General features: G+C 74.3%; 18 protein-coding genes. 10 read left to right on the top strand and 8 right to left on the bottom strand.

Translation table 11 applies throughout. The annotated features are described in order from the left end of the window. Positions 1-15: 15 nt before the first annotated feature. A complete protein-coding gene (gene dnaE, locus MT994_RS13875) occupies positions 16-3,552 on the top strand; it encodes a DNA polymerase III subunit alpha (protein ID WP_021481777.1) in 3,537 nt (1,178 codons plus the stop codon). Positions 3,553-3,749: 197 nt separating this feature from the next. Further along, on the top strand, positions 3,750-4,154 hold the full coding sequence (locus MT994_RS13870) for a PPOX class F420-dependent oxidoreductase (RefSeq protein ID WP_021481778.1): 405 nt from the start codon (positions 3,750-3,752) through the stop codon (positions 4,152-4,154). A 27-nt stretch (positions 4,155-4,181) separates the two neighbouring features. On the opposite strand, the gene MT994_RS13865 is transcribed toward MT994_RS13870, so the two are convergent. Next, positions 4,182-4,418, bottom strand: coding sequence for an RNA-binding S4 domain-containing protein (locus MT994_RS13865; protein ID WP_354806741.1), 237 nt, complete (start codon positions 4,416-4,418; stop codon positions 4,182-4,184). A gap of 132 nt (positions 4,419-4,550) precedes the next feature. Here MT994_RS13865 and hisD point away from each other — a divergent pair, with 132 nt between their 5' ends. Both hisD and MT994_RS13855 read left to right on the top strand, forming a co-directional pair. Then, the gene (gene hisD, locus MT994_RS13860; RefSeq protein WP_354806739.1) at positions 4,551-5,876 is read left to right on the top strand and encodes a histidinol dehydrogenase; all 1,326 of its coding nucleotides are present in this window, start codon (positions 4,551-4,553) and stop codon (positions 5,874-5,876) included. Continuing rightward, positions 5,873-6,397, top strand: a complete 525-nt coding sequence (locus MT994_RS13855; protein ID WP_354806738.1) for a GNAT family N-acetyltransferase — start codon at positions 5,873-5,875, stop codon at positions 6,395-6,397. Before hisD ends, MT994_RS13855 begins: the two co-directional genes overlap by 4 nt. A gap of 28 nt (positions 6,398-6,425) precedes the next feature. Here MT994_RS13855 and MT994_RS13850 read toward each other — a convergent pair whose 3' ends face one another. Then, positions 6,426-8,693, bottom strand: coding sequence for a DEAD/DEAH box helicase (locus MT994_RS13850; RefSeq protein WP_354806921.1), 2,268 nt, complete (start codon positions 8,691-8,693; stop codon positions 6,426-6,428). A gap of 365 nt (positions 8,694-9,058) precedes the next feature. Then, positions 9,059-10,081 carry an alcohol dehydrogenase AdhP gene (adhP, locus tag MT994_RS13845; RefSeq protein ID WP_051028484.1) on the bottom strand — a complete coding sequence of 341 codons (1,023 nt, stop codon included), beginning with the start codon at positions 10,079-10,081 and terminating at the stop codon, positions 9,059-9,061. Between the two features lie 293 nt (positions 10,082-10,374). Between adhP and MT994_RS13840 the strand changes: the two genes are divergently transcribed. The 6 genes from MT994_RS13840 to MT994_RS13815 all read left to right on the top strand — a co-directional run bounded on the left by MT994_RS13840 (position 10,375) and on the right by MT994_RS13815 (position 14,871). After that, positions 10,375-11,538, top strand: a complete 1,164-nt coding sequence (locus MT994_RS13840; RefSeq protein WP_043658521.1) for a histidinol-phosphate transaminase — start codon at positions 10,375-10,377, stop codon at positions 11,536-11,538. Further along, positions 11,535-12,134 (top strand): imidazoleglycerol-phosphate dehydratase HisB, encoded by a 600-nt coding sequence (gene hisB / locus MT994_RS13835; RefSeq protein WP_354806737.1) that lies wholly within the window; start codon positions 11,535-11,537, stop codon positions 12,132-12,134. Before MT994_RS13840 ends, hisB begins: the two co-directional genes overlap by 4 nt. After that, positions 12,131-12,643 carry a hypothetical protein gene (locus MT994_RS13830; RefSeq protein WP_034654090.1) on the top strand — a complete coding sequence of 171 codons (513 nt, stop codon included), beginning with the start codon at positions 12,131-12,133 and terminating at the stop codon, positions 12,641-12,643. Before hisB ends, MT994_RS13830 begins: the two co-directional genes overlap by 4 nt. Then, on the top strand, positions 12,640-13,314 hold the full coding sequence (gene hisH / locus MT994_RS13825; protein ID WP_114553562.1) for an imidazole glycerol phosphate synthase subunit HisH: 675 nt from the start codon (positions 12,640-12,642) through the stop codon (positions 13,312-13,314). The genes MT994_RS13830 and hisH overlap by 4 nt, the downstream gene beginning before the upstream one ends. Before the next feature lie 82 nt (positions 13,315-13,396). Beyond that, entirely contained in the window at positions 13,397-14,128 is a 732-nt protein-coding gene (gene priA, locus MT994_RS13820) for a bifunctional 1-(5-phosphoribosyl)-5-((5-phosphoribosylamino)methylideneamino)imidazole-4-carboxamide isomerase/phosphoribosylanthranilate isomerase PriA (RefSeq protein ID WP_034654096.1), read from the top strand. After that, positions 14,125-14,871: an SseB family protein gene (locus MT994_RS13815; RefSeq protein ID WP_354806736.1), complete on the top strand. Its 747-nt coding sequence runs from the start codon at positions 14,125-14,127 to the stop codon at positions 14,869-14,871. Before priA ends, MT994_RS13815 begins: the two co-directional genes overlap by 4 nt. 72 nt (positions 14,872-14,943) lie before the next feature. Here MT994_RS13815 and MT994_RS13810 read toward each other — a convergent pair whose 3' ends face one another. The 5 genes from MT994_RS13810 to MT994_RS13790 form a co-directional block, all read right to left on the bottom strand. Further along, a complete protein-coding gene (locus MT994_RS13810; protein WP_194523159.1) occupies positions 14,944-15,468 on the bottom strand; it encodes a hypothetical protein in 525 nt (174 codons plus the stop codon). 94 nt (positions 15,469-15,562) lie between these two features. After that, positions 15,563-16,324, bottom strand: coding sequence for a serine protease (locus MT994_RS13805; RefSeq protein WP_354806734.1), 762 nt, complete (start codon positions 16,322-16,324; stop codon positions 15,563-15,565). Next, positions 16,321-17,079 carry a hypothetical protein gene (locus MT994_RS13800; RefSeq protein ID WP_354806733.1) on the bottom strand — a complete coding sequence of 253 codons (759 nt, stop codon included), beginning with the start codon at positions 17,077-17,079 and terminating at the stop codon, positions 16,321-16,323. The genes MT994_RS13805 and MT994_RS13800 overlap by 4 nt, the downstream gene beginning before the upstream one ends. Continuing rightward, the gene (locus MT994_RS13795; RefSeq protein ID WP_043659864.1) at positions 17,076-17,438 is read right to left on the bottom strand and encodes a DUF1844 domain-containing protein; all 363 of its coding nucleotides are present in this window, start codon (positions 17,436-17,438) and stop codon (positions 17,076-17,078) included. Before MT994_RS13795 ends, MT994_RS13800 begins: the two co-directional genes overlap by 4 nt. Before the next feature lie 152 nt (positions 17,439-17,590). Beyond that, entirely contained in the window at positions 17,591-19,105 is a 1,515-nt protein-coding gene (locus MT994_RS13790) for a catalase (RefSeq protein ID WP_194522524.1), read from the bottom strand. Positions 19,106-19,198: the final 93 nt, after the last annotated feature.

Here is a 19,198-nt window from a genome sequence, read left to right as displayed (position 1 = left end):
GCCTAAGATCGGTGCATGCCCACCGCGACTGAGGACTTCGTCCACCTCCACGTCCACACCGAGTACTCGATGCTGGACGGCGCGGCCCGGATCGGGGACCTGTTCGACGAGGTCGAGCGCCTGGGGCAGAAGGCCATCGCGACGACGGACCACGGCTACGTGTTCGGGGCGTTCGAGTTCTGGTCGCGGGCGCAGGCGAAGGGCATCAAGCCGATCATCGGCGTGGAGGCGTACGTCACGCCGGGCACGAGCCGGTTCGACCAGACCCGCGTGCGGTTCGGGCAGCAGGGGCAGGAGTCCGACGACGTCTCGGCGCGCGGTGCGTACACGCACATGACGCTGCTCGCGAAGGACAACGAGGGTCTGCACAATCTGTTCCGGGCGTCGTCGCTCGCGTCGCTCGAAGGGCAGATGGGCAAGTGGCCGCGCATGGACCGCGACCTCCTCCAGCGCTACGGCAAGGGCCTCGTCGCGACGAGCGGGTGCCCGTCGGGCGAGATCCAGACGCGCCTGCGCCTCGGCCAGTGGGACGAGGCGGTGCGGACGGCGGGCGAGCTCCAGGACATCTTCGGCCGCGAGAACTTCTTCGTCGAGCTCATGGACCACGGGATCGACATCGAGACGCGAGTCACGAAGGACCTCCTGCGCCTCGCGGAGACCATCGGCGCGCGCCTCGTCGCGACGAACGACCTCCACTACGTGCGCGAGGAGGACGCCTCCAGCCAGGAGGCGCTGCTCGCGATCAACTCCGGCTCGACGCTCGACGACCCGGACCGGTTCAAGTTCGACGGCACCGGCTACTACGTGAAGTCGGCGGCCGAGATGCGCCGGGTCTTCGCGGAGCTCCCCGAGGCGTGCGACAACACGCTGCTCATCGCCGAGCAGTGCGAGGTGTCGTTCAACACGAAGGCGAACTACATGCCGCGGTTCCCCGTCCCCGAGGGCGAGGACGAGACGAGCTGGTTCGTCAAGGAGGTGGAGCGCGGGCTGCACCGCCGGTACCCGAACGGCATCCCGGACGCGGCGCGCAAGCAGGCGCAGTACGAGACCGAGGTCATCATCCAGATGGGCTTCCCGGGGTACTTCCTCGTGGTCGCCGACTTCATCAACTGGGCCAAGGACCAGGGCATCCGCGTCGGGCCGGGCCGTGGCTCGGCGGCGGGCTCCATGGCCTCCTACCTCATGGGCATCACCGAGCTCGACCCGCTGGAGCACGGGCTGATCTTCGAGCGGTTCCTCAACCCCGAGCGTGTGTCGATGCCCGACGTCGACGTCGACTTCGACGAGCGTCGGCGCGGGGAGGTCATCCGGTACGTCACGGAGAAGTACGGCGACGACCGCGTCGCCCAGATCGTCACCTACGGCACCATCAAGGCCAAGCAGGCGCTCAAGGACTCGGCGCGGCTCCTCGGCTTCCCCTTCGCGATGGGGGAGAAGCTCACCAAGGCGATGCCGCCGGCCGTGATGGGCAAGGACATCCCCCTGTCGGGGATCTTCGACCCCAAGCACGAGCGGTACTCCGAGGCGGCGGAGTTCCGCCAGCTCCACGACACCGACCCGGAGGCGCAGCGCGTCGTCGAGCTCGCGCGGGGTATCGAGGGGCTGAAGCGGCAGTGGGGCGTGCACGCGGCGGGCGTCATCATGTCGAGCGACCCGCTCATCGACATCATCCCGATCATGCGCCGTCCTCAGGACGGCGCGGTCATCACGCAGTTCGACTACCCGACGTCCGAGGGCCTCGGCCTCATCAAGATGGACTTCCTCGGGCTGCGGAACCTCACGATCCTCGACGACGCGCTCGAGAACATCGAGATGAACGGCAAGGAGCCGATCGAGATCGAGTCGCTCACGCTCGACGACAAGGCGTCGTACGAGCTGCTCGCGCGCGGTGACACGCTGGGCGTGTTCCAGCTCGACGGCGGCCCCATGCGTGCGCTCCTGCGCCAGATGAAGCCGGACAAGTTCGACGACCTCTCGGCCGTCATCGCGCTGTACCGCCCGGGCCCGATGGGCATGAACTCGCACACGAACTACGCGCTGCGCAAGAACGGGCTGCAGAAGATCGAGCCCATCCACCCGGAGCTCGAGCAGCCCCTCGCGGAGATCCTCGACGAGACCTACGGCCTCATCGTCTATCAGGAGCAGGTCCAGAGGGCCGCGCAGATCCTCGCCGGCTACTCGCTCGGACAGGCCGACCTGCTGCGGCGCGCGATGGGCAAGAAGAAGAAGGAGATCCTCGACAAGGAGTTCGTGCCGTTCCAGGCGGGCTGCCGGGAGCGCGGGTACTCCGACGCCGCGATCCAGGCGGTCTGGGACACGCTGGTCCCGTTCGCGGGCTACGCCTTCAACAAGGCGCACTCCGCCGGGTACGGCCTCGTGGCGTACTGGACGGCGTTCCTCAAGGCGAACTACCCGACGGAGTACATGGCGGCGCTCCTGCAGAGCGTGCGCGACGACAAGGACAAGCTGGCCCTCTACCTCAACGAGTGCCGGCGCATGCACATCACCGTGCTCCCGCCGGACGTGAACGACTCGGCGGCGAAGTTCACCGCGGTGGGCGGCGACATCCGCTTCGGTCTCACGGGCGTGCGCAACGTCGGCGCGAACGTCGTCGACGCGATCATCCGCACGCGCGAGGAGAAGGGCGCGTTCACGTCGTTCACCGACTTCCTCGACAAGGTACCGGCCGTGGTGTGCAACAAGCGCACCATCGAGTCGCTCATCAAGGCAGGCGCGTTCGACTCGCTCGGCCACGCGCGGCGCGCCCTGCTCGTCGTGCACGAGCAGGCCGTCGACTCGGTCATCAGCGTCAAGCGCAAGGAGGCCGAGGGGCAGTTCGACCTCTTCGCCGACTTCGGGGGCGCGGACGCCGAGGACGGCATGTCGTTCTCCGTCGACGTGCCGGACCTCCCGGACTGGGACAAGAAGCAGCGCCTCGCGTTCGAGCGCGAGATGCTCGGCCTGTACGTGTCCGACCACCCGCTGTCCGGTCTCGAGCACGTGCTGACGCGTGCGGCGGACACCGGGATCGCGAACCTCCTCGCCGACGAGGGCCGGCCCGACGGCTCCACCGTGACGATCGCCGGCCTCGTGACGTCGCTCCAGCGCAAGATGAGCAAGAACGGCAACCCGTGGGCCGCGGTGACCATCGAGGACCTCGAGGGCGCCGTCGAGGTCATGTTCTTCGGCGAGACGTATCTCGCGTACTCGACCGTCCTCGCCGAGGACCAGGTCGTGGTCCTGCGCGGGCGCGTGCGTCGGCGCGACGACACGATGCAGCTCCAGGCGATGGAGGTCTCGCTCCCGGACATCACCGTGGGCGCCGAGTCGCCGCTCGCCGTGAAGGTCTCGCACACGCGCTGCGTCGAGCCGATCATCCTGCGCCTGCGCGAGGTCCTCGCGACGCACCCCGGCTCGGCCGAGGTGCATGTCCAGGTCCTCGAGCCCGGCAAGACCACGGTCGTCCGCGCGGGCGACGGGTTGCGGGTCGAGAAGTCGCCGGCGCTGTTCGGCGACCTCAAGGCGCTGCTCGGGCCGTCCTGCCTGCTCTGACACGCCGACGCCGTCGGTCCGGCACTGCGCACGGTCCCGCCGTGCAGACGGTGCCACCGCCCGGGCGGTGCCGTCCTGCCCACGCTGCGACGCACCCAGGACGGCGCACCCACGGCGGCTCGTCGGCGGCGTCGTGTGACGACCGGCACGAGACGGCTCCGGCCGGTGCCGGGCGGGCCGCGCCTAGACTCGCGAGCGTGATCCGACTCAACCCCGAGCAGCGCGTCTTCGTCACCGAGCGGCACCTGGCCACGCTCACGACCCTGCGCGAGGACGGGAGCCCGCACGTCGTCCCGGTGGCGTTCACCTGGGACCCGGACGCGGGCGTCGTGCGGATCACGACGAACCGCGGGTCGGTGAAGGCGCGCAACGCCCGCCGGGCCGGCCCGGACGGGGCGCACCCGCGCGCCGCGGTGTGCCAGGTCGACGGCGGACGGTGGCTCACGCTCGAGGGGACGATCGAGGTCGTCGAGGACGCGGAGGAGGTGGCGGACGCCGTCGCGCGCTACGCCCGCCGCTACCGCCCGCTGACGCCCAAGCCGGAGCGCGTGGTGCTGCGCCTCACGCCGGACAAGGTGATGGCCTCGACGTACATGGCCTGACCTCGCCCGACGAGTCGTACCCGCCGCTCAGGCGACGGTCGCGCTCTCCCCGCCCTGCGGCCGGTCCACCGTGACGACGTCGCCCCGGTGCAGCTGGCGTCCCCGGCGCGTGTCCGCCTCGCCGTTCACGCGCACCTCGCCCTCGGTGACGAGCTCGCGCGCCTCCGCGCCGGACTCGGCGAGCCCGGCGAGCTTGAGGAACTGGCCGAGGCGGATGACGTCGTCGGAGATCTCGACCGGGCGGGCGTCGTCGGAGGCGTTCATGACGCCATTCTCCCCGGCGCCGCGTGCCGCGACGACACGACTCCCGACGAGAACGCGCCGGCGCGAGCCGCCAGGACGACCGGTGGGCGAAACGCGCTCGTCGCGGACCTCCCGGGCTCCTAGACTCGTCGCATGATCTCCCGCATCGATCTCCGAGGGCGTTCCCTGTCCGCACGCGAGCTCGCCGAGGCCCTGCCGCGCGCAGAGGTCGGCGTGGAGGACGCGGCGCATCGGGTCGCGCCGATCCTCGAGGCGGTGCGGACGCGCGGGGCCGAGGCCCTGCGCGAGTACGCCGAGCGCTTCGACGGCGTGCGGCCGGAGCACCTGCGGGTCCCGGACGACGAGATCGCCGCGGCGCTCGCGGCGCTCGACCCGCAGGTCCGGGCAGGGCTCGAGGAGTCGATCCGCCGGGTCCGGCTCGTGCACGCGGCGCAGCGCCCGCAGGACTTCACGGTCCAGGTCGCGCCGGGCGCCCAGGTCCGCCAGCGGTGGGTGCCCGTGCGCCGCGTCGGGCTCTACGCGCCCGGCGGCCTGGCCGTCTACCCGTCGTCCGTCGTGATGAACGTCGTCGCGGCGCAGGAGGCGGGCGTGCCGAGCCTCGCCGTCGCGTCGCCGCCGCAGCGGGACAGCGGCGGCCTGCCGCACCCGACGATCCTCGCCGCGTGCGCGCTGCTCGGCGTCGACGAGGTGTACGCCGTCGGCGGGGCGCAGGCGGTCGCGATGTTCGCGTACGGCGCGGCCGGCAGCGAGCCGCAGGACGGCGACGTGCTGTGCGAGCCGGTCGACGTGGTGACGGGCCCCGGCAACGTCTTCGTCGCGGCGGCCAAGCGGCTCGTGCGAGGCGTCGTGGGTATCGACGCGGAGGCGGGCCCCACCGAGATCGCAGTCCTCGCCGACGCCTCGGCGGACCCGGGGCACGTCGCGGCCGACCTCATCAGCCAGGCGGAGCACGACCCGCTGGCCGCCGCGGTGCTCGTCACCCCGTCGGTCGAGCTCGCCACCGCGGTCGAGGCGCGCCTCGCGGACCTCGTGACCGCGACGAAGCACGCGCAGCGCGTCGCCCAGTCGCTCGCGGGCCCGCAGTCCGCGATCGTGCTCGTCGACGACCTCGAGCACGGGCTGCAGGTGGTGGACGCCTACGGCGCGGAGCACCTGGAGATCCAGGCCGCGGGGGCGGCCGAGCTCGCCGAGCGCGTCACGAGCGCGGGGGCGATCTTCGTCGGGCCCTGGTCGCCGGTCTCGCTCGGCGACTACATGGCCGGCTCGAACCACGTCCTGCCGACGGGCGGCTGCGCGCACTTCTCCAGCGGGCTCGGCGTGCACAGCTACGTCAAGGCCGTCCAGGTGGTCGAGTACGACCGCGACGCCCTCGAGGACCTCGCGGACCGGATCGTCGCCGTGGCGAACGACGAGGACCTCCCGGCGCACGGCGAGGCGGTGCGGGCGCGGTTCCTGTGACCGCCGGTCGGTCCGGCGCGTCGCACGACGGCGGCCCGCACGGCGTCTCCGCGCGGGACGCCGTCGTGCGGGTGCGGCGTGCCGTCCCGCGCGACGCGGCCGACCTCGTGTCGTTGCGTGTGCACCTCATGCGCGCGATGGGCGAGCCCGGCGCGGAGGACCCGACGTGGCAGGGCCGGGCGCGCGCGTGGTTCGCCGCGGGTCTGGGGACTCCCGACGTCGTCGCGTTCGTCGTCGACGCACCGGGACGCCTCGCGGCGTGCGCGCTCGTCGAGCTGCACCGGTCCGCGCCGTCGGCGCGCAACCCGCGCGGCACGACGGCGCACCTGTCGAACGTCTGCACGCACCCGGCCGACCGCGGCCGGGGATTCGGGCGCGCGTGCGTCGGAGCAGCGCTCGACTGGGCTCGCACGGCGGGCGCGGACTCGGTGTCCCTCCACGCGACGCCGGAGGGCGAGCCGCTCTACCGGTCGCTCGGCTTCGTGGACACGACGTACACCGAGCTGCGCCTGCGCTGGTGACGCGCCCGGTCGCCGGGCCGAGCCCGCGTCAGCGCACCCCGAGCACGAACGGGTGCACCGCCGCCGCCCCGGCGCGGCGCAGCAGGCGTGCCGCGACCGTGAGGGTCCAGCCCGACTCGGTGTAGTCGTCGACGAGCAGCACGCGGCGCCCGGCGAGCCCCGCGCGCGCGGCGTCCGACAGCTCGAGCTGGAGGCGGCCCGCGACGCCCGCGAGGCGCGTCGCGGAGTTCACGTCGTGCCGGCCCGGCTCCTCGCGGCCCGGGACCGGCCCGACCGCGCCGATGAGCGGCTTGCCGAGGTAGCTCGCGAGCCCGTTCGCCAGGTGGAACGTGAGCCGCGGACGCGTCGCGGAGCGGACCGCGACGACGCCGTCCACGAGGAGCCGCCGCTCGGCCGGGGCCGTGCCGTCACGGGTGTCGTCGTCGGCCCCGGTCTCCGGGTCCGGCTGCGGGGCGGACTCGTAGAGCTCCGCCCAGTCGTCGAGGACGCGCGCGGCGGCGCGCCGGAGCGCGACGGGGGTGTCGCCGTCGGGCGTCGTGGCTGCGAAGAGCTCGCGCAGCGGCGCGGACCAGCCGAGCCCGTCGAGGCGCGCGACCGCGCGCCCGGTCTCCGCGAGCTCGTCCGCACCCAGGCGCCCGCGCAGGTCGAGCCCCAGGCGGTCCATACCGCTCGGCCACTGCCGACGGGCCACGACCTCGACGCCGGGGCGGTCCATGTCGGCGCGCGCGGCGGCGACGGCCTCCGCGTCGGGGAGCGCGGGCAGCGTCACGCCGCCGCACGTGTCGCAGCGGCCGCACCGCCACCCGTCCTCGAGCTCCGGGTCGTCGAGCGCGGCGCGCAGGAACGCCATGCGGCACCCGTCGGTGGCCTCGTAGTCGAGCATCGCCTGCTGCTCGGCCGAGCGCGTGGCGTCGACGCGCGCATAGCGCTCGGCGTCGTATGTCCAGGGCTCGCCCGTCGCCTCCCAGCCGCCCTTGACGCGCCGGACCGCGCCGTCGACGTCGAGCACCTTGAGCATGCCCTCGAGGCGTGACCGCTTGAGGTCGACCTGCGTCTCGAGCTGCGCGACGGACTGCGTGCCGCCCGCGCCGAGGGCGTCGAGGGTCGCGCGCACCTGGTCCTGCGGCGGGAACGCGGTGGACGCGAACCACTCCCAGATGCGGCGGTCCTCCTCGCCCGGCAGGAGCACCACGACGGCCGAGTCCACGCCACGGCCCGCGCGCCCGACCTGCTGGTAGTACGCGATCGGCGAGCTCGGCGCCCCGAGGTGGACGACGAAGGCCAGGTCCGGCTTGTCGAAGCCCATCCCGAGCGCGGAGGTCGCGACGAGCGCCTTGACGCGGTTCTCCTTGAGGTCCTCCTCGAGCCGCTCGCGCTCGGCGGGGTCCGTCTGGCCCGTGTACGACGCCACGGCGAGACCGGCGGCGCGGAGCTGGCTCGCGACCTGCTCAGCGGCGGAGACGGTGAGGCAGTACACGATCCCCGAGCCGTCGACGTCCTGGAGCGCCTCGACGAGCCACGCGACGCGCGTCGGCTGGTCGGGCAGGCGCAGCACGGCGAGGTGCAGCGACTCGCGGTCGAGGCCGCCGCGCAGGACGAGCACGTCCTCGTGGGCCGCCCCGCCCGCGACGTCGCCGACGGCCCGGCCCGCGGCGTGCGCCGCCGTGACGCCGAGCTGCTCCGCGACGTCGGCGGTCACGCGCTCGTTCGCCGTCGCGGTCGTCGCGAGCACCGGGATGCCGGGCGGCAGGTCGGCGAGCAGGGTGCGGATGCGCCGGTAGTCCGGCCGGAAGTCGTGGCCCCAGTCCGAGATGCAGTGCGCCTCGTCGATGACGACGAGGCCCGCGTCGGCCGCGAGCCGGGGGAGGACCTCGTCGCGGAAGCCGGGGTTGTTGAGCCGCTCCGGCGAGCACAGGAGGACGTCCACCTCGCCGTCCGCGATCGCGCGGTGGACGTCGTCCCACTCGGTGACGTTCGCAGAGTTGATCGTCACCGCCTTGATCCCGGCGCGTGCGGCGGCCGAGATCTGGTCGCGCATGAGCGCGAGGAGCGGGGACACGATCACCGTCGGGCCGGCGCCGCGGTCCCGCAGCAGCCGGGTCGCCACGAAGTACACGGCCGACTTGCCCCACCCGGTGCGCTGCACGACGAGCGCACGACGGCGGAACGCCACGAGCGCCTCGATCGCGCGCCACTGGTCCTCGCGCAGCGTCGCGTCGTCGCGCCCCACGAGGGCGCGCAGCGCGGTCTCGGCGTCCTCGCGCAGCGACTGCCCGTCGAGGAGGCCGCGCAGCATGGCGAGCTTGGCGCGCTTGGCGGCCTCGCCGCCGTCGGCCGCAGGAACGGGCGTGGGGTCGGGCGTGGGGTCGCCGCCCCGAGCGCCCGTGCCCGGGACCTCGCCGCCGGCCGTGCGCGCGGCGGGAGCCGCGCCGGCCGGTGCCTGCGGCGCCGCGCCCGCCCACGGGTCGCCGAACGGGTCGGCGGGCTCGTCGAGCGGCGGCTCGTCGGCCGGGTCGAAGGGCAGGTCGGCGTACGGGTCGGTGGGGCTCACCCGCACGATCGTAGGCGCACCCGCCGACCCTCGGGCCGTCGTGCACAGCCCCGGCCCGCGACCCGGTCGGGGTCACGGGCCGGGACGACGCGAGCGGCAGCGGCGCGACGTCAGGAGCGCATGTCCATGACGACGCGCCCGTCGATCCGGCCCTCCTCCATCTCGGCGAAGATCGCGTTGATGTCGTCGAGCGGACGCACGGTGTACGTCGGGCTGATCTTGCCGCGCGCGAAGAAGTCGAGCGCCTCCGCCATGTCCTTGCGCGTCCCGACGATCGACCCGCGCACGGTCAGGCCGAAGAGGACGGTCGTGAAGATGTCGAGCGGGAACTTCTCCGGCGGCAGGCCGACGAGCGAGACCGTGCCACCGCGGCGCAGCGCCCCCACGGCCTGCGGGAACGCGTGCGCGTTGACGGCGGTGACGAGCGCGCCGTGGACGCCGCCGCCCGTCTTCTCGCGGATCTCGGCCGCCGCGTCGGGCGACGTCGCCGCGTTCACCGTCACCTCCGCGCCGTGCTTGCGCGCGAGCGCGAGCTTCTCGTCGTCGACGTCCACCGCGGCGACGCGGCGGCCCATCGCGACCGCGTACTGCACCGCGATGTGCCCGAGGCCGCCGATCCCGGAGACCAGCACCCACTCGCCGGGCTGGGTGTCCGTGACCTTGAGCCCCTTGTAGACGGTGACGCCGGCGCACAGGATCGGCCCGACGGCGGAGAGGTCGACCCCGTCGGGGATCACCGGGCAGTACCGCGAGTCGACGAGCATGTACTGGCCGAACGAGCCGTCGACCGAGTAGCCGCCGTTCTTCTGCTGCGGGCACAGCGTCTCCCAGCCCGTCTCGCAGTACTCGCACTCGCCGCACGCGCTCCACAGCCAGGCGTTGCCGACCGTGTCGCCCACGCGCACGCGCGTGACCTGGTCGCCGACCGCGACGACCGTGCCGACGCCCTCGTGGCCCGGCACGAACGGGGGAGCGGGCTTGACCGGCCAGTCGCCGTGCGCGGCGTGCAGGTCCGTGTGGCACACGCCGGTGTAGTCGACCTTGACCAGGGCCTCGTGGGGCCCGGGCGACGGGACGTCGAGCTCCTCGACGACCAGCGGGTCGGTGAACGAGCGGACGACGGCGGCACGCATGGCGGACACGGGGATCACCTCGTTTTCTCGGGGAGAGGGCCAGGAGGACCCTGCCGACGGTCCTCCCTTCCCTCTCGACGCTACGCGCGCGACGCCGCTCCGGCGCCCCGGACGGCCGGACCGGCGACCGACGTCCGCCCAGGTCGGGACCTCCGCCTCTCGCCGGCGAGGCCGACCGTCCCGGCCGACCGCGCGCCGACCGGCCTGGGGGACCGCCGCGTGCCGGTCGTCCCGGGTGCCCGCGTGCCGGACGTCACGGGCGGCCGCGCGCCCACGCTTCGTAGACTGGGGGAGTGACCCCACCCTCCGTCGCGGGACGACCCCTGCTCCCGCTGCGCCCCGAGCTCGCCGGCGTCGAGCCGTACGGCGCGCCGCAGCTCGACGTCCCGGTCCTGCTCAACGTCAACGAGAACCCGCACGCGCCGAGCGAGGCCGTCGTCGCGACCATCACGCGCGCGGTGCACGACGCCGCCACCGGGCTGAACCGGTACCCCGACCGCGACTTCCTCGGCCTGCGCACCGACCTCGCCGCCTACCTCGGGACGGAGGCGGGCGTCGCGCTGGGGGCGGAGCAGCTCTGGGCGGCGAACGGCTCGAACGAGATCATGCTCCACGTGCTGCAGGCCTTCGGCGGCCCGGGGCGCACGGCCGTCTCCTTCGCCCCGACGTACTCGATGTACCCGGAGTACGCGCGCGACACCCACACGGACTGGGTCGTCGGGCGCCGCGCGGAGGACTTCACGCTCGACCCGGAGCACGCCCGCGAGGTGATCGCGCGCGAGCAGCCGTCCGTCGTCCTGCTCGCGAGCCCGAACAACCCGACCGGCACGGCGCTGCCCGCCGCGACCGTCGAGGCGGTGTGCGAGGCGGCGCTCGCGGTGCGCGTCCCGCTCCCCGGGGGGCAGGAGGCGCCCGCCGTCGTCGTCGTCGACGAGGCGTACGGCGAGTTCCGGCGCGCGGGGACGCCGTCGGCGCTCGAGCTGCTCGAGCGCTACCCGAACCTCGCGGTGACGCGCACGATGTCCAAGGCGTTCGCGCTCGCGGGCGCTCGCGTCGGGTACCTCGCGGCGTCGCGCGAGCTCGTCGACGCGCTGCGCGTCGTGCGCCTGCCGTACCACCTGTCGGCCGTGACGCAGGCGGTCGCGCGCGCGGCGCTCGCGCACTCGGGCGAGCTGCTCGCGCAGGTCTCCGCGCTGCGCGAGCGCCGCGACGAGACCGTCGCGTGGCTGCGCTCGCTGCGGCACCCGGACGGTCGTCCGTTCGAGGTCGCGGAGTCCGACGCCAACTTCGTCCTGTTCGGCACGTTCGCGGACCGGCACGCGGTCTGGGCGGCGTTGTTGGAGCGGGGCGTGCTCATCCGGGAGACTGGTCCCGACGGCTGGCTGCGGGTGTCGATCGGCACCGGCGACGAGATGAGGGCCTTCCGACAGGCCCTCGTGGAGGTGGCAGGACTGTGAAGCGCACCGCGCGCATCGAGCGCGCGACGTCCGAGTCGAGCGTGCTCGTCGAGCTCGACCTCGACGGGACCGGACGGACCGAGATCTCGACGACCGTCCCGTTCTACGACCACATGCTCACGGCGCTGGGCAAGCACTCGCTCATCGACCTCAAGGTCGTCGCGACGGGGGACACCCACATCGACGCGCACCACACGGTGGAGGACGTCGCGATCACGATCGGCGAGTCGCTGCGCGTCGCGCTCGGCGACAAGGTGGGCATCGGGCGCTTCGGCGACGCGACGGTCCCGCTGGACGAGGCCCTCGCGCTCGCCGTCGTCGACGTGTCCGGACGGCCGTACCTCGTGCACTCGGGCGAGCCGGAGGGGCAGGAGTACCACCTCATCGGCGGGCACTTCACGGGGTCGCTCACGCGGCACGTGCTCGAGTCGATCGCCCACCACGCGGGCATCTGCATCCACGTGCGCGTCCTCGCGGGCCGCGACCCGCACCACATCGTCGAGGCGCAGTTCAAGGCGCTCGCCCGGGCGCTGCGCGCCGCCGTCGCGCCGGACCCGCGCGTCGAGGGCGTCCCGTCCACGAAGGGAGCCCTGTGAGCACGCACGACGACGACGCCCTGGACGGCGTCGAGATCCCCGACGACCTCTCGTCGCTGACGGCCTCGGCGGTCCCCGACCTCGTGGCGCTCATCACGCAGATCGCGGGCGCGGAGCCGCTCGCGGCGGCGTGCTCGCTCGCGCAGGTCGAGGCGGACGTCGTCCCGACCGACGTCGGTGCCGTGGCGGTGCTGCGCGACCCCGCGGGCGACGCACCCGCGCACGCGGCCGCCGCCCTGACGACCCTCGTGAAGGGCGTGCCGCTCGTGCTCGTCGAGCGCAGCGGCGAGCAGCTCACGATGACGCGCTGGGCGGACGGCGTGCAGGGCGACACCCTCGCGCCGGGCCTCGTGCTCGGCGGGGCGCCCGAGTCGCTCGAGGACCTGCTCACCGGCACGACGACGCTCGCCGACCAGGACGGCGTCGTGGCGAGCTCGTCGATCTCCCGCTGGAAGGCGATGCGCCTGCTCACGTCGGCGGCGCGGCGCGCACGGAAGGACGGCGCATGACCGAGCCCGCCGCGGCGACGCCCGCCGCCCGCCGCCCGTCCGTCGTCGTGCTCGACTACGGGTTCGGCAACGTCCGCTCGGCCGTGCGCGCGCTCGAGCGCGTCGGCGCGGACGTCGAGCTGACGGCGGACCGGGCGCGCGCGCAGGACGCGGACGGGCTCGTCGTCCCGGGCGTCGGCGCGTTCGCCGCGGTCATGACCGGTCTGCGCGGCGTGCGGGGCGACGAGATCGTCGGCCGGCGGCTCGCCGGCGGGCGGCCCGTCCTCGGGATCTGCGTGGGCATGCAGGTCATGTTCGAGCAGGGCGACGAGCACGGGACGCTCACCGACGGGCTCGGGGAGTGGGCGGGCCTCGTCGACCGTCTCGAGGCCGACGTCGTGCCGCACATGGGCTGGGACACCGTCGACGTGCCCGAGGGCAGCGTGCTGTTCCGCGGGGTCGAGCACGAGCGCTTCTACTTCGTGCACTCCTACGCGGCCCGGTCGTTCACGACCGGCCAGGACCTCCCGGCGGACTCGCCCGTCCGCCGACCGCTCGTCACGTGGTCCGAGCACGGTGGCCGCTTCGTCGCGGCCGTCGAGAACGGCCCGCTGTCCGCGACGCAGTTCCACCCCGAGAAGTCGGGCGACGCCGGCGCGACCCTGCTCGAGAACTGGGTCCGCTCGCTCTGACCGTCCGCGCGCCGGGGCACACGCCCGGCGCGCACCACCCGGCGCGAGCGACGCGCCACCGCCTACACCGATGGAGACCCTCGTGACCGACCGCCTCGTGCTGCTCCCCGCCGTCGACGTCGCCGACGGCCAGGCCGTCCGCCTCGTCCAGGGCGAGGCGGGCTCCGAGACCTCGTACGGCGACCCGCTCGCCGCCGCGCTCGACTGGCAGTCCGGCGGCGCGGAGTGGATCCACCTCGTGGACCTCGACGCCGCGTTCGGCCGCGGCTCCAACGCGGAGCTGCTCGCCGACGTCGTCGCGCGCCTCGACGTGCAGGTCGAGCTGTCCGGGGGCATCCGCGACGACGCGTCGCTCGAGCGCGCGCTCGCCACCGGCGCGCGCCGCGTCAACCTCGGCACCGCGGCGCTCGAGAACCCCGAGTGGACGGCGAAGGTCATCGCGGAGCACGGCGACGCGATCGCCGTCGGGCTCGACGTGCGCGGCACCACGCTCGCCGCGCGCGGGTGGACGCAGGAGGGCGGCGACCTGTGGGAGGTCCTCGACCGCCTGGAGGCCGCCGGGTGCGCGCGGTACGTCGTCACGGACGTGACCAAGGACGGGACGCTGCGCGGCCCGAACCTCGACCTGCTGCGCGACGTCGCGGCGCGCACCGACGCGCCCGTCGTCGCGTCCGGCGGCATCTCCAGCCTCGAGGACCTCGAGGCGCTGCGCTCGCTCGTGCCGGCCGGCGTCGAGGGCGCGATCGTGGGCAAGGCCCTCTACGCGGGCGCGTTCACGCTCCCGCAGGCGCTCGACGTCGCGGGCCGGCCGTGACGACCGACCACGAGCCCGCGGGCCCGGGCAAGGCGCTCCCGCCGTCGTCCGGCTTCGCGGGCGACGACGGGTCGGCGGACCCGGCGCTCGCGGGGCTCCTCGACGCGTACGCCGTGGGCTCCGCCTTGCTGTCCGACGTCGTCGCGCGCCTCGGCGAGACGCGCGTGCTCGTGCCGATCCTCGCCGAGCTGGAGAGCGCGGGCGAGGGCGAGCACGGGCACACGGTCGACAAGGAGGCGTCGGCGGGGGTCGTCGCCATCGAGGCGCCGGACGGGCGCCGCGCGCTGCCCGTGTTCACGTCCGTCGCGGCGATGGCGGCCTGGCGCGCCAGCGCGCGGCCGGTGCCGGTGGACGCGCGCCGCGCGGCGCTGTCCGCCGTGAGCGAGGACTGGTCGCTGCTCGTGCTCGACCCGGCAGGACCGGTCACGGCGCTCGTGCCGCGCCCGGCCGTGTGGGCGCTCGCGCAGGGCAAGGAGTGGTCACCTGCGGTCGTCGACGGAGTCGTGGTGCCGGAGGTGCTCGCCGCCGTGCAGGGGTCGCTCGCGGGCGTGCCGCACGTCGCGCGCGTCTGGGCCGAGCCGGGCCGCCGGGCCGAGGTCGCGGTGGTCCTGCGCATCGACGCCGGTCTCGACCGCGCCGGTCTCGATGCCGTGCTCGGGCAGGTCAACGCCGCGCTCGCCACGGACGCCGTGGTGTCCGAGCGCGTCGACGGGCTCGAGCTCCGCGTCGGCCGGGCCGACTGAGGCGGTCGTCCGCCCGGTCCGGCCCGCGCGGACGCGTCGGCCGTACCGGTCGGCGGGCAGCGCGGTCCGGGGTCAGCGCCGGCGCAGGCGGCTGAGGCCCCACGCGAGCGCGGCCGAGAACGCCACGACCGCGCCCAGGGCCTGGCCGCCCAGGATCACGCGGTTGAGGTCGAGGGCGGGCTGCCAGCGCACGCCCGCGTCGTCGACGACGTAGACGCCCTTCGCGACGACGCGCACCCCGAACCCGCCGCCACCGCCCGAGCCCTCGCCGCCCGCCTCGCCCCCGGCGTTGCCGGAGCCCGGGTCGGACGCCGAGCCGCCGTCCGCGGTGCCGTCGTCGGGACCGGCGTCTGCCCCGCGCGCCGCCGCACCGACGCGACGCCGCCAGTCCGCTGCGCCCTTGCCGGAGAGCTCGCCGGTGCCGGACCCCCAGCCCGAACCCGTGCCGCCCCAGACCGTCGCGACGGGGATGACGAGCGTGCCGTCCCGCTCGTACGACTCCCCGAAGACGCGACGCACGGTGAGCGTGTCGCGTGCCGCGTGGGTGATGTGCGCCGGGTCGACGGGGGGCGTGTCCGAGCTCGCGTGTGTGCTCATGGCACGAAGGGTAGACCTGGGGCCCCCGGTGCGCGCGCGAACCGCGCGCACCGCCTCGCCGTCGAGGTCGTCGGTGCGCGGACGCCGGGACGGGTCAGGCGTCGCACTCCGGGAGGGCCGTGAACGCGGACTCGTCGCCGAGCATCGTCTGGAGGGTGCTCACGGGCACGAGGAGCGACTTCTCCGTCGACGTCTTCGCGTAGACCACGCCGATCACCTCGCCCGCCTCGTTGAGCGCGGCGGACCCGGAGCTGCCCGGCTCGACGGGGGCGTCGGTGACGAGCACCTCGCCGAGGTTCTCGTGCAGCGGGTCCGTCGTCGTGCCGATGACCGACCCCTGCGTCACGGTGAGCCGCCCGCCCTCGGGGTACCCGACGACCGTCACCGCGTCGCCGGGCGCCGGGTCGGCGGCGGCGAGGGTCGGGGCGGACGGGAGGTCCTCCGCGGTCCGGACGATCGCGAGGTCCGCCAGACCGGCCACGCTCGCTGTCTGGGCGGCGATGTCACGCCCGTCGTAGGTGAGGAGCTGGAGCGAGCGCGACGAGTCGACCACGTGCTTGTTGGTGATGAGGGTCCGGGAGTCGACGGCGAACCCCGACCCGGTGGACAGGCCGTCGCACCGCACGTTGCGGATGCGCACGGCCATGCGCTGGACGGCGTCGAACCCGTCGGGGGAGAGGTTCTCCGAGCCGGCCGGGTCGTCGGGCGCCACGAGCGACGGCACGACCGAGCCCGGCACCGGCTCGGGGAGCTCCGGGAGGACGCCGCACGCGCCGAGCGAGCCGCCCGCGAGCGACAGCCCGAGCAGCGCGCCGAGGCCGCGCACCGCCGCGCGCCGGGACGGGCGGCGCGTCATCCGGCGAGCTCCTGCTGGAGCTGGGCGTTCGCGTCGGTGGCCTCCTGGCAGAGCACCCCGACCTGGTCCGCGAACCGGTCGATGTCGGCGGGGTCGTAGGCGTCCCGGTTGTTGAGGTACCCGATGAGCTGCGTCTGCGCCGTCGTGCACTGCCCGAGCGCGGCCGCGACCTTGCCCGCGGCGTCCGAGACCCGGCTCTGGTAGTCGAGGTACTGCTGGGACGCCTCGTTCTCGTCGCCCAGCTGGGCCTTCTCGTTGGCGAGGTCGCTGATGCGGTCCTGGGCGGCGGTGAGCTGGGTGCGCGCGGACTCGAGCTCCGCGTTCGCGCCGTCGAGCTCGGTGCGCAGCTGCGCGACGTCCTGCCCGAGCCCGCGCGCCTGCGCCTCCCACCCGGCGCTCGTCTCCTGCCAGCGCGTCGTGGTGAGCCACAGGTACGCGCCGACGCCCAGCGCCGCGGCGAGGGCCAGCGCGAGCACGACGATCGCGACCACGGCCCCGCGACGCCGTCGAGCCCGGGCCGCCGCGGCGTCGTCGCTCGACGGCGCGCCGTGGCCCGGCACGGTCGCCGTGGCGGGCGCCGCCCCGGGTGCGGCACCCCCGGGGCCGGCCGCCGCGGGCGCGAACGACGGCGGCCCGACGGCGCCCGGTCGGGCCGTCGGCACAGCGTCGGCCGGGGTGCCCCGCGGCACGCTCTCGGGCGGGTGCCGCGGGCCCGCGGGACCGCCGTGCGGGGGCGGGACCGGGGGCGTGCTCAACTCACGGCGCCCGTGTACTTCTCGCCCGGCCCCTCGCCCGGGGCGTCCGGGTAGACCGACGCCTCGCGGAAGGCCAGCTGGAGCGAGCGCAGCCCGTCGCGGAGCGAGCGGGCGTGCTGGTTGCCGATGTCGGGGGCGCTCGCCGTGACGAGCGCGGCGAGCGCGTTGATGAGCTTGCGCGCCTCGTCCAGGTCGAGGTGGCCCTGCTCCTGCGCGTCCTCCGCGAGGCCGCACTTGACGGCGGCGGCGCTCATGAGGTGGACGGCCGCGGACGTGATGACCTCCACGGCGGCCACGTCGGCGATGTCGCGCACCGCGTCGGTGGTGGGGTCGGGCACGGCGGCGTTCTCGGTACTCATGGCGACCATCTTTCCATCCGGCGGGGGGAGCGGTGGCCCGGTGCGCGGGAAGGACGGCCGACGCGCCCCGGGCCGGGGACGACGTCGGCCGCCGCCCCGGCGAGGGGCGACGGCCGACGGGTGCGACCGCCCCGCAGGGCGACCACGACGGGTCAGACGCGGACCGGCTCCGCGGCCGTCCCGGGCTGGCCACCCTCGAGCGGGGCGTCCGCGGCGGCGAGGGCCGCGCGCAGGTCGCGACCGAGGTTCGCGTCGACGTACGTCCAGTACTGCACGGCGCGCTCGCGGATGTCCTCGCTGCGCACGGCGCCGACGTGGCCCGTGATCGTCTCGAGGAAGCGCGCGCGGGCGGCGTCGTCGAAGACCTCGCGGTAGAGCGTGCCCGCCTGGCCGAAGTCGTCGTCCTCCGGGTGCAGCGTCGCGGCGCTGCGCGTCAGCTCGCCGTCGGCCTCCCAGCCGGCGGACTCCGCCGCGCGGGTCGGGTCGGCGTGCGCGCCGCCCCGGCTGTTCGGCGCGTACACCGGCGTGGTCGCCGACGAGAACGAGTAGCGCATCGACCCGTCCTTCGCGTACGAGTGACCGGCCTCGGCCGCGGCGTGCGGCGCGTTCACCGGGAGCTGGGCGTGGTTCGTGCCCACGCGGTACCGGTGGGCGTCGGCGTAGGAGAAGATGCGCGCGAGGAGCATCTTGTCCGGGCTCGTCGCGATGCCCGGGACGAAGTTGCTCGGCGCGAACGTCGCCTGCTCGATCTGCGCGAAGTAGTTCTCCGGGTTGCGGTTCAGCTCCATGACGCCCACCTCGATCAGCGGGTAGTCGGCGTGCGGCCACACCTTCGTGAGGTCGAACGGGTTGAACCGGTAGGTCTTGGCGTCCTCGTACGGCATGACCTGGACCGAGAGCGTCCAGCGCGGGAAGTCGCCCCCCTCGATGTGCTCGTACAGGTCGCGGATGTGGTGGTCCGAGTCCGACCCGGCGAGCTGCGAGGCCTCGTCCGCGGTGAGGTTCTTGATGCCCTGCTGCGTCTTGAAGTGGTACTTGACCCAGAACCGCTCGCCCGCCGCGTTGATCCACTGGTAGGTGTGCGAGCCGAACCCGTCCATGTGGCGCCAGCTCGACGGGAGGCCGCGGTCACCCATGAGCCAGGTCACCTGGTGCGCCGACTCGGGGGAGAGGGACCAGAAGTCCCACTGCATGTCGTTGTCGCGCAGGTTCGAGCCCGGCAGGCGCTTCTGCGACCGGATGAAGTCGGGGAACTTGATGCCGTCGCGCAGGAAGAACACGGGCGTGTTGTTGCCGACGAGGTCGTAGTTGCCCTCGGTCGTGTAGAACTTCAGCGCGAAGCCGCGAGGGTCGCGCCAGGTGTCGGGCGAGCCCTGCTCGCCGGCGACGGAGGAGAAGCGCGCGAGCATCTCGGTCGTCGTGCCGGGCTGGAACAGCGCCGCGCGGGTGTACGCGCTGACGTCCTGGGTCACGGTGAACGTGCCGAACGCACCGCCGCCCTTGGCGTGCACGACGCGCTCCGGGACGCGCTCGCGGTTGAACTGGGCGAGCTTCTCGACGAGGTAGTGGTCGTGCAGGACGATCGGGCCGTCGGCGCCGACGGACTGCGAGTGGGCGTCCGAGGCGACGGGCGCGCCGGCGTTCGTCGTGGTGAAGGGGGCGGTCATGGGTCTCCTTCCGTGAGCCGCGGGTACGGCTCGTGTGGCGTTCTCAAACAGTGCATCCGTGAGGAAACGGACGCGCTCCGGGTGCACGAGGCT

The sequence above is a fragment of the Cellulosimicrobium sp. MI9406 genome, from assembly GCF_040595865.1.
Classification (GTDB): Bacteria; Actinomycetota; Actinomycetes; order Actinomycetales; family Cellulomonadaceae; genus Cellulosimicrobium; species Cellulosimicrobium funkei.
This window is presented reverse-complemented; position numbering and strand designations above follow the sequence as displayed.